We start from the raw sequence: 9,030 nt of genomic DNA, 5'->3' as shown, positions 1-9,030 counted from the left end.
CGAGTCTATGGTCGGTTTCATGAGGCGCACCACGACCGAACCGTTCGCCGAGCTGGACCTGGCCGCCCTCGCCGGGACCCGCGCGGTGGTCACCGGAGCGACGAACGGACTCGGCATGGCCACCGCACGAGCACTCGCGCGGGCCGGCGTGTCGGTGGTGATACCCGCCCGGGACGTCGAGTTGGGTCGGGCGCGGGCCGACGAGTTCGGCGGCGACTGTGCGGTGGTACCGCTCGATCTGGCCGACCTGTCGTCGGTGCGTGCGTGCGCCGAGGCCATCGACGGGCCGATCGACTTCCTGATCAACAACGCCGGCATGTTCCCGACCGGTCGCGGCGAGACCGTCGACGGCCACGAGCGAACCATCGGCACCAACTTCCTCGGGCCCTTCGCCCTCACCAATCTGCTTGCGCCCCAGATCCGTCGACGGATCGTGTGCGTGGCCTCCGACGCCCACAAGGTCGCCCGGATCGACCCCGATGATCTGAATCTGTCTGCGGCACAGTGGAGTCCCCCGCGCGCGTATGCGCGGTCCAAGCTCGCGGTGATGTTGTGGGGCCTCGAACTCGACCGCCGATTGCGGTCGGCGGGCTCACCCATCGAGACCATGCTCACCACTCCCGGCTGGGTGGCGTCCAACATCTCCAACAAGCCGCACCTCGGTATCGCGCATCGGATCGTGCAGGGCGGTGCGCGACTACTGGCGAACGACGTCGACGCCGGCGCGGCGACGACGCTGTACTGCCTGACCGAACCGATCGCCACCGGCAGCTACGTCGGCGTCGACGGGTTCGGCGCACTACGCGGTGCGCCGGTGCTGTTCGGCAGGTCGCGCACCGCCTGCGACTTCGGGCTCGCGGGCCGGTTGTGGGATACGGCCGAGAAGGCCACGGGGACCACGCTTTCCGTACAGTAGGTCACCATGCGTCCACTGATCTATTACGTTGCAGTCAGTCTCGACGGATTCATCGCCGACACCGACGGCAACTTTGACGCCTTCGACGCCGAGGGCGATCACATGGCGACCATCCTGTCCGACTTCGCCGACGCGCTACCGAAACCGGCTCTCGACGCGCTCAGCATCACGCCTCCGACAACGGTGTTCGACACCGTCCTGATGGGTAGCGCCACCTATGCCGTGGGCGCGGATGTCGGCCTGTCCAGCCCGTACCCGCATCTGCGGCAGTTCGTCTTCTCGTGCGGTCCCCGACGACGTGACGGTGACCGCCGAGTCGCCCTCGGATGTCGTCGGCCGACTCAAAAGTGAAGAGGGCCAGGGTATCTGGTTGTGCGGTGGTGGCGTGTTGGCGGCCTCGCTCATCGACGACATCGACCGGCTGATCCTCAAGGTGAATCCGATCCTGCTCGGCGCGGGCATCCCGCTGTTCGCCGGCACTCCGATGCTCACCGACGCACTGTCCGGTGTGCGTGGCTTCGACCTCACCCGCAGTCGCGCCTACGAGTCCGGGGTGCTCATCAACGAGTACGAGCGCAGAACAGCGGTGGTCGAGCCCGAACCACGGTGACGACCGCGCGGACCAGCACGCCACCTCCGCGGCGGCGCGGGGATCTTGTCACTGAGTGCGTTTCGTCCCGCTCATCCCCTCGAAGGGGTTCCAGGAGCGCGACTTCGCACGGACGTGCAGGTAGTAGGCGTAGTTCGCGGTGGAGCCGGCGAGCGCTCCCATCGCGGCGGCGACCGGCGTACTCAGCGACGGTGGCAAACCGCCCACTTCCATGACAACCCCGACCGCCACGCCGATGGCGACGAGAGTGAGCCCCTTGCGCCACATCCCCTTGACCGCGAAGTAGATCGGGCCGAACAGAAAGGCCAAGACGTTGAACGCCAACCGCATTCGTCGCCCGAATGGTAGCGCCCGAAACGCTGCGCGTCCGGCGGGATCAGCCGGGTTGCCATGGGCATCGTAGAACGCGAATCGGCTCTCCCAGTGCGATGGGACAGATTGCGAGCGTGGAAATCCGGTGTCGGTCATGGCCTCGTATCCGCGATGGTGGGAATGAACGTGTCGACTCCGCTGTCACTGACCCGCGTCACCTCGACCGGATCGAGTCCGCGCCCCAGCAGCAAGCTGTTGGTCAGCGCCATCCAAGGAACCAGATCACCTGGTGCATCGGCGATTTCGCAGGCGATCAGCGACGGCGGCACCGCGTCGGCGGCGACGAGGTCAAGCCACGTCGCATACGGCACCTTGAGGTATTCGAGGGCCGGTAACCGGCCCAGCGTCTGCGTCATCCCGGTGACGCTGCCGGACGAGGGATCCAACAGTCCGGACTCGAAGCGGACGGACGCGAATCCGGGCTCCTGGAACACGCACGTCCCGGACATCGAGCGGCTGAGATGACCTGTGACCGCAACGGTGTCGGTCGACGCGATGTCGGCGCGGGCGTCACGCAGAGAACGGATGATCGGTTCCCAGGAGGCAAGCGACGTCAGTGAGCGATTCGGCACGAGACCTGTGATATCACGGCGCCGGGACGGCTACGCCGGTCGCCCATCCACCCGAATGACGTCCCGCCTCGGCGCAACGGAGTACAGGAACTTCCGAATCCTCCGCGGTGCCGGCGTATGAAATGACGTGACCCGCATGCACGTCGGATCGGCCGGGCGTCTGGTGAACAGCCACCGGGTACGGGTAGGCATCGAGGTCATCAACGCGTCGGTTCGCTCCCCGGGGATCAGCGTGAATCGATATACGGTCGCGATCCTCACCCCGTTTGCGATCTCCTGGTCGACGTCGATTCGGACGATGTCCGACCACGCCCACTCACGCAGGGCAGGATCGTCGATGGCGCACAAAGTGATCGACGTGTCGGTGATGACCGCGAGAGCCTCTCCGCGCCACCAGGCGAGACCGATCACCACGACGGCGACGAGGAGAAGCGCTCCGCTGATCGCGGCGACGAGGGACATGACGAAGAAGCCCGGATCGGAAGCCGTTGCCATCAAGGTAATCCCGGCGAACGTCATCACGACACCGATCACGAGGTTGACGCCGAACAGCACCGCACCAGTGGGCCGCACCCCTGCCCGGATCACGAGTTCGGTTTCCCCCACGGCATTCACGGTCGCCACCATATCGAGAGCATCTCGGCAACGAGGGATCTCATCGCGGGCGACGAGCGCGATTCCCCGAACGCCGTGTCCCCGGCACCTTCCCGGCCGCCTCCCGGGCCGCCCGTTTGGCGGCCGCCTTCTCCTTGGCCGACCGTTTCGGCGGTGCGTCGGTGGCGCCACGAGACGAGGTGGCCTTGCGGCCGCGGACGATCCCGATGAATTCCTCGGCCGCCTCCGACGTCGGATCGGGCCACAGTAGTCCGACGGTGCTCGTCGGCAGACCCGCGACCGGTCGATAGTCCAGGTCGCGCCGGTGATGTAGCCGGGCCAGCGACTGGGGCACCACCAGCAGTCCGACACCGGCGGCGACGAGTTCGATGGCGTCGGCGGTGGTTTCGGGGCGATGCTCGATCGCGGTCCCGGGACGGTCGGTCACGGCGAGTGGTTCGTCGAGCGGCCACAGCACAGCCTCGTCGGCGAGGTCATCGGGCTGTAGTTCGTCGCCCGCGCTGAACAGATGGTCCTTGCCGAAGACGACCACCGTCGTCTCCTCGTAGAGCGTGATCGTGTGGTGTGGCCCGGGATCGGCGTGGGTGAGCGCGTCGGGCAGGCGGGTGATCGCCATGTCGGCGTCGCCTCGTCCGATCACCGCGGCGGTGTCGGCGACCTCGACCGAATTCATCTCGAGCGGGATGTCCGGGTGGCGCTCACCCCAGATGCGCACCCATTTCCCGGGGGTCGTGCCCGGCACGTAGGCGAGCCGGAACACCGCCGGGCTCGACGGGTCGGCATCTGCGGGCGGATTCACGTCCCGAGGCTACCCCGGAGCTTGACCGCCTCGGAGAATCGCGGCAACGGCGATACGCTGCGAGCATGAGCTCGCAGTCGATGAAACCGGCCACCGCCGCCAAGAAGCTTGACGTCTACCTGCCGGCGACGCCGGAGGAGTTCCGCGCCGGCCCGATCACGCGGGCGCAATTGGCCGCGCTGCAGGCCGACCCGCCGCAATGGTTGCGCGACCTGCGCGCCAACGGTCCGCACCCGAAGAACCTCGTCGCCGCCAAACTCGGGATCTCGAACTCCGGCCTGATCCGGGGCGAGATCACCGAAGCGCTGACGACCGACCAGATCAACGCACTCCTCGACGAAATGCCCGACTGGCTGGCGGCCGAACGTACCAAGCACGTCGAGGTGCTGCGTGAGGAGCGTCGCATCAAGTCGTTGCACGCTGATCGGCGACGCGACGAGGCGGAGACGCCGGACGACGCATGATCCCCACCCGTCGAGTATGTGCATGGCGGCCTCGATCGAGGTAGTTCGCCCTCACGCCAACCGGCGGTTGAGATCCGCCGAGATCTCGGCGACCCTCTTGGACGTCTCGGCGACCTGACGCTTTTCCGAACTCGCCGCTGCCGTGACGGCATCGTGTGCGAACGTCTCGAGCGAGACGTTCGCACGCTCAGCGGCCTCACGCAGCTCCTGAAGCTCGTCGTCGCTGAAGGTGAGGTTGAGTGAGGGCATCGAGGGACCCTTTCCGCGTGGTACCCGGAAGGTACCGAATACGATACCTCCGTTGTGTTCATTCACGCCCGTGACCTGCTGCGTCCGTCGTTCGTTTGGTCGAACGATTGGCCGACACTCGCGGGACGACCCTCTACTGTGGCGACCAGATGATTCTGCACGACCTGATGAAGCACACAAGGCAGGTACCACCAGAGGGAGAACGAGCACATGGACCCGTTGGCGATGGTGCTCCTCATTGTCGCCGCCACCGGATTGTGCCTGAGCCTGCTGTCTCTCATCGGCCTGGATCTGGGGCCGATCGACGTCCACATCGGGGATTCCGGTGTCGGCATGCTCAGTCTGCTCACCCCCGGCGTCACCATCGGCGCCGGCGTCAGCGGACTCATGCTCCTGGGGGACACGGCACCGACGATCGTGGCCCTGGCAGTGGGGGCGGCGGCGATGGCCGCCACCATGGTCCTCATGTACCCGGTGCTGCGGATGTTGCTGCGCGCCGGCAAGGAATCCGAGCCCACCGAACTGGCCGGGCACAAGGTCAGCATGGTCGACGGTCTGGACACGCCGCAGCGACTGGCCCAGGCCGAGGCCATCACGCCCAATGGCTCGCAGCTGATCACGGTGTGTCTGGACCCCGATATGACCGCACGCGGCCTGACCCTCCGACCGGGTGACACCGCGTACCTGGTATCGCCGAAGAACCCCGACGAACAGATCTGGTACGCCACGTCGCTCTGGTCGATCGATCGCCCGACGACGGGTTCTGACTGACCTTCGGGCGATGACATCGGCTCTGCCGAAGCACTACCCGTGACGGCACAACCGCGCCGGACGGTCCGAGATATCAACTCCGAGAAACCAACCCAGAGAAGGAAGCACCGTTGTCCAGCATCATCGTCATCGTCGGGGTGGCCGTCGCCGCACTCGTGGTCCTGATCGTCGCCCTGATCTCGCGCTACCGGGTCCCCGGCGCCGACGAAGCCTTCGTCGTCACCGGCACGGGCAAGGGACAGACCGGCAAGGTCTACCGCGGCACCGGCACATTTGTGCTGCCGGTGGTCCAGAAATCCACCCGTGTCTCCCTGAGCTCAGTCCAGGCCACCCTCAACACCTCGACCCCCGCCAACGATGGCATCGAACTGGCCGTGTCGGCCACTGCCGTCGTCAAGGTCGGCGACGAGCCCGAGGACGTGCTCAAGGCGGGTCAGCGCTTCCGTGACGACACCGACAAGATCAAGGCCTTCGTCACCCAGCAACTCTCGGGTGAACTGCGCTCGATCGTGGGCACCATGACGGCCAAGGCCATCCTGGTCGACCGCAAGGCGCTCATCGACCAGGTGGCCGAGGCCATCAAGACCAACCTGCGCACGCAGGGTCTGGCCCTGGACTCCTTCTCGATCAACGAGGTCTCCGACGCCGACGGACGTTACTTCCAGGACCTGGCCGCCGCCGAGCGCGCCGAACAGTCCCGGATCGCCCATATCGCCCAGGCGAACGCCGAGAGTGCTTCAGCCATCGCGGCGGCCCAGGCCGAGCGTGAGGCCGAGCAGGCGCGCATCGCCAATCAGCAGGCCGTGATCGAACAGCAGCGCCAGCTCGACGTCGAACGCCAAGAGGCCCGCAAGATCACCGAGCGCGCGGCGGCCGAGGCCGATGCCGCCGGCCCGCTGGCCGAGGCAGAACGCCGGCTGATCCAGACCGAGAAGGACAACGAGGTCGCCGCCAAGGCCGCCGAACTGCGCCAGACACAGCTCGACGCCGAGGTCAAGCGCCCGGCCGAGGCCCGCCGCTTCGAGACCGAGCAGAATGCCGCCGCGGAGAAAGCCCAACGCATCGCCGAGGCCGAGGCGCAGGCCCGCACCGTCGAACTGCAGGGTGAGGCTCAGAAGAAGGCCAAGATCGCCGCCGCGCAGGCAGACGCGCAGAGCACCGAGCTCCGGGGTCGTGCCGACGCCGAGGCGACCCGTTTGCGCGGTGAGGCCGAGGCGCAGGCCATCGAGGCCCGTGCCAAGGCGCTGGCCGAGATGGACACCGTCGGTCAGCTCGAACTCATCCTGACCAAGATGCCTGCCATCGTCGAGGCCGCGGCCAAGCCGCTGGCAGGAGCCTCGGTCACCCTCATCGGATCCGATACCGACGGGATCACCCAGTCGGTGGCCAAGAGTGCTGTGGGCGCACTGGATACGATCCGCTCGACGACCGGTATCGATCTGGCCGAGATGCTCGGCGGGATCAGCAAGGCTGCCGTACCGGCTGCGCAACCCAAACCCAGCGGAAGCGGAGGGATTTGAACCCTAATCAGCCCTCCTGGTCAGGTGCTGATATGGCCTCTCACCTGCGGTTTAACATCATCCAAGGTCACCGCGGATCACCCGGTTTCGTGGGCAAGTGTGGGCAGAATGTGGGCAACGACGGTGCGGGTCAGTCTTGGTCGCGCGTTAAGTTATCGGGATGGGCAAGCGTCTGTATGCGTACATCGACGAGACTGGCGACCGCGGCACGAACGTCGGATCGAGCCCGATCTTCGGGATGGCTGCGGTCATCGTGGACGACGCAAGTGCTCGCACGCTGCGCGAGGCCGTCAAACAGCTCCGCTCGGATTTCGGGGTACCTGATGGCAAGGTCATGTCCTGGAAGGAGCACGTCAAGAATCACGACCGCCGGAGGCGTGCGGCCGCAGTCCTCGGCAGCGTTGCAGGACTGACGGTTTGCCTGGCGTATGCGGACAAGTCCGCACTATCACCCAGCTCCTACCGGTCCGACAAGGTGCGCTTCTACAACTACGTCGCGTGGATGACCTACAAGTCGATCCTGTGGTCTGCTCGCAGCCTCGGTGGCAACAGCGCCGAAGTGTGGACCCGATTTGGCCACGTTAAGCATCATGACCACGAAGGCACTAAAGAGTATCTTGAGCGCGAAGCTGAGCGCGACGACCGCGTTCCACACCAGATGGAACAAGGGCTGCGATGGGTGTCCGCCGACCAGTACCTAGAAAGTCAGGCCGCTGACCTGTACGGGGGGTTTATGCGCGCGGCCCTGTGGCCGACGGAATGGAACCTCGTCGAACCTGCCTACTTGCTTGCGGTCTGGCACCAGCTACGGAACTCGCACGACTGCGCGATACCGCTCGGCTTCATGTCAATGCCGGATTACAGCAATCTGTACTCACGGGATTGGTTTCCCTGCGCCACTTGCAAGCGCAAACCGGCCCGCTGAGGGCCTCCAGGGGCCGATCCAATCAAGGAGGGCGGTGGCAGCACCGCAGGCGATCCCTGACAAGCCCTCAGCGGGCCGGTATTTACAAAGTGTGCCTTAGTAGTCCGACAATATCGAGACCAAGGTGAGCTAGTCGGGACGGACGACCTCTCCAGACGGAGGTGATTCGGGCAGGTCAGCGCCAATATTTCGGTTCCGTGGCGGTCGCTGTAAAAAAAACTCCTTGCCCCGCGACCGCAGAGGTCAGGTTGTGGGGGTTGAATGTATTAACCCGTCCCCGCTGACGGCCCGAGGCCCCGCCTGCGAGCTGGAGCTCAGGCCTGAGTCAGGCCTCGACCGTGACCAGCCGGTCACCGACGAGCCGGAACCTGCGCTCACCATGAATGTCGAACCGACCGGACGTCTTGCCCGTCACCTGCGACTCGACGAACGCGAGGTAGTCCTCGGCGGTCTCGGCGTCCGATGCCTCGACGGCCTGCACACACTCGCCGATCGTGCGGCCGTCGTGCGGTGTCCACCGCTGGCGGAACTGGCGTTCATACTCGGCGAGCAGTTCGCGCACGTACACACCGAGAGCGGTGTCGCCCGACGTCTTACGCGCCACGGCCCTGCCACCTCGCATTCGCCGCCCTGCGTGCCTGCACCGACCGCGGGCCCGTCACCTTCGGTACCGGCGTCTCATCCGGCACGGCGAGGTCGATTCGGGCCAGCAGAGAGGCGATCTGGGCGCGGCACGCACGAGCCTCCGACAACATCGGGTGTGCAACCGGCTGGCCCTGGCTGCCCTTCACCACCAGACGGTCGTCGGTGATCATCTCGGCCTCGATGCGGGCGAGGTCATCGGCGGTGGCGCACGCCTGACGCAGGAGCTCGAGCTCGCGGGCGTCCAACTCCATCCCGTCATCAGCAACCTGCACCGTGATCGTCCGCCACAACGCGCGGCCGGCCTTCGCCAACAACGACGGCGGGCGCGGCGGCTTCGAATCGGCCATCAGGCCCTCCGATCAGTCAGAAAAACGGTGGTTGAGCATGTCGCACGCAGGACGGGGAAGGCTATGTGTCTCGGGGCTGCACGGCACGCGGGGCAGGGTGTCCCCCCACCCGGGTGCGGGTTGCGGGCCCTGTGTGGCTGCTGAGCGCCGTTTGCGGGTGTTGGCATTGTCGGTCGAGAGTGGTTGCGCCTGTGTAGGTTTCATGGCTCTCTCGGGTTCTATCGT

Annotated in this window: 14 protein-coding genes; 7 read left to right on the top strand and 7 right to left on the bottom strand. The window is 66.1% G+C overall.

Annotated elements, in window-relative coordinates; translation table 11 throughout:
- Positions 1-19 precede the first annotated feature (19 nt).
- The 3 genes from ABLE92_RS24530 to ABLE92_RS24520 are packed head-to-tail and all read left to right on the top strand — an operon-like array spanning position 20 to position 1,526.
- Positions 20-916 carry an SDR family NAD(P)-dependent oxidoreductase gene (locus ABLE92_RS24530; RefSeq protein ID WP_348807417.1) on the top strand — a complete coding sequence of 299 codons (897 nt, stop codon included), beginning with the start codon at positions 20-22 and terminating at the stop codon, positions 914-916.
- 6 nt (positions 917-922) lie between these two features.
- Positions 923-1,267 (top strand): dihydrofolate reductase family protein, encoded by a 345-nt coding sequence (locus ABLE92_RS24525; protein ID WP_348807416.1) that lies wholly within the window; start codon positions 923-925, stop codon positions 1,265-1,267.
- A complete protein-coding gene (locus ABLE92_RS24520) occupies positions 1,149-1,526 on the top strand; it encodes a dihydrofolate reductase family protein (protein WP_348807415.1) in 378 nt (125 codons plus the stop codon). Before ABLE92_RS24525 ends, ABLE92_RS24520 begins: the two co-directional genes overlap by 119 nt.
- A gap of 48 nt (positions 1,527-1,574) precedes the next feature.
- Here ABLE92_RS24520 and ABLE92_RS24515 read toward each other — a convergent pair whose 3' ends face one another.
- Genes ABLE92_RS24515 through ABLE92_RS24500 form a run of 4 tightly spaced genes read right to left on the bottom strand, consistent with a single transcriptional unit; the run spans position 1,575 to position 3,884 of the window.
- On the bottom strand, positions 1,575-1,994 hold the full coding sequence (locus ABLE92_RS24515; RefSeq protein ID WP_348807414.1) for a DUF2628 domain-containing protein: 420 nt from the start codon (positions 1,992-1,994) through the stop codon (positions 1,575-1,577).
- Positions 1,991-2,470: a hypothetical protein gene (locus ABLE92_RS24510; protein WP_348807413.1), complete on the bottom strand. Its 480-nt coding sequence runs from the start codon at positions 2,468-2,470 to the stop codon at positions 1,991-1,993. The genes ABLE92_RS24515 and ABLE92_RS24510 overlap by 4 nt, the downstream gene beginning before the upstream one ends.
- 30 nt (positions 2,471-2,500) lie before the next feature.
- Positions 2,501-3,085 (bottom strand): hypothetical protein, encoded by a 585-nt coding sequence (locus ABLE92_RS24505; protein ID WP_348807412.1) that lies wholly within the window; start codon positions 3,083-3,085, stop codon positions 2,501-2,503.
- Between the two features lie 40 nt (positions 3,086-3,125).
- On the bottom strand, positions 3,126-3,884 hold the full coding sequence (locus ABLE92_RS24500; protein WP_348807411.1) for a LysR family transcriptional regulator substrate-binding protein: 759 nt from the start codon (positions 3,882-3,884) through the stop codon (positions 3,126-3,128).
- An 80-nt stretch (positions 3,885-3,964) separates the two neighbouring features.
- Between ABLE92_RS24500 and ABLE92_RS24495 the strand changes: the two genes are divergently transcribed.
- Complete coding sequence (locus tag ABLE92_RS24495; RefSeq protein WP_348807432.1) at positions 3,965-4,348, top strand: DUF5997 family protein; 384 nt, start codon at positions 3,965-3,967, stop codon at positions 4,346-4,348.
- Between the two features lie 51 nt (positions 4,349-4,399).
- Here ABLE92_RS24495 and ABLE92_RS24490 read toward each other — a convergent pair whose 3' ends face one another.
- Positions 4,400-4,597, bottom strand: a complete 198-nt coding sequence (locus tag ABLE92_RS24490; protein ID WP_348807410.1) for an antitoxin Phd — start codon at positions 4,595-4,597, stop codon at positions 4,400-4,402.
- A 210-nt stretch (positions 4,598-4,807) separates the two neighbouring features.
- Here ABLE92_RS24490 and ABLE92_RS24485 point away from each other — a divergent pair, with 210 nt between their 5' ends.
- The 3 genes from ABLE92_RS24485 to ABLE92_RS24475 all read left to right on the top strand — a co-directional run bounded on the left by ABLE92_RS24485 (position 4,808) and on the right by ABLE92_RS24475 (position 7,813).
- Positions 4,808-5,368, top strand: a complete 561-nt coding sequence (locus tag ABLE92_RS24485) for a hypothetical protein (protein ID WP_348807409.1) — start codon at positions 4,808-4,810, stop codon at positions 5,366-5,368.
- Between the two features lie 110 nt (positions 5,369-5,478).
- Positions 5,479-6,888, top strand: a complete 1,410-nt coding sequence (locus ABLE92_RS24480) for an SPFH domain-containing protein (RefSeq protein WP_348807408.1) — start codon at positions 5,479-5,481, stop codon at positions 6,886-6,888.
- 160 nt (positions 6,889-7,048) lie between these two features.
- Positions 7,049-7,813, top strand: coding sequence for a DUF3800 domain-containing protein (locus tag ABLE92_RS24475; RefSeq protein WP_348807407.1), 765 nt, complete (start codon positions 7,049-7,051; stop codon positions 7,811-7,813).
- Positions 7,814-8,138: 325 nt separating this feature from the next.
- Here the strand turns inward: ABLE92_RS24475 and ABLE92_RS24470 are convergent, their stop codons facing one another.
- Entirely contained in the window at positions 8,139-8,417 is a 279-nt protein-coding gene (locus tag ABLE92_RS24470) for a hypothetical protein (RefSeq protein ID WP_348807406.1), read from the bottom strand.
- A complete protein-coding gene (locus ABLE92_RS24465) occupies positions 8,407-8,805 on the bottom strand; it encodes a P27 family phage terminase small subunit (protein WP_348807405.1) in 399 nt (132 codons plus the stop codon). The genes ABLE92_RS24470 and ABLE92_RS24465 overlap by 11 nt, the downstream gene beginning before the upstream one ends.
- Positions 8,806-9,030: the final 225 nt, after the last annotated feature.

This window comes from Gordonia oleivorans (genome assembly GCF_040044975.1).
Taxonomy (GTDB): domain Bacteria; phylum Actinomycetota; class Actinomycetes; order Mycobacteriales; family Mycobacteriaceae; genus Gordonia; species Gordonia oleivorans.
Note: the sequence above shows the minus strand (reverse complement) of the source record. Positions and strands in the feature narration are given on the sequence as shown.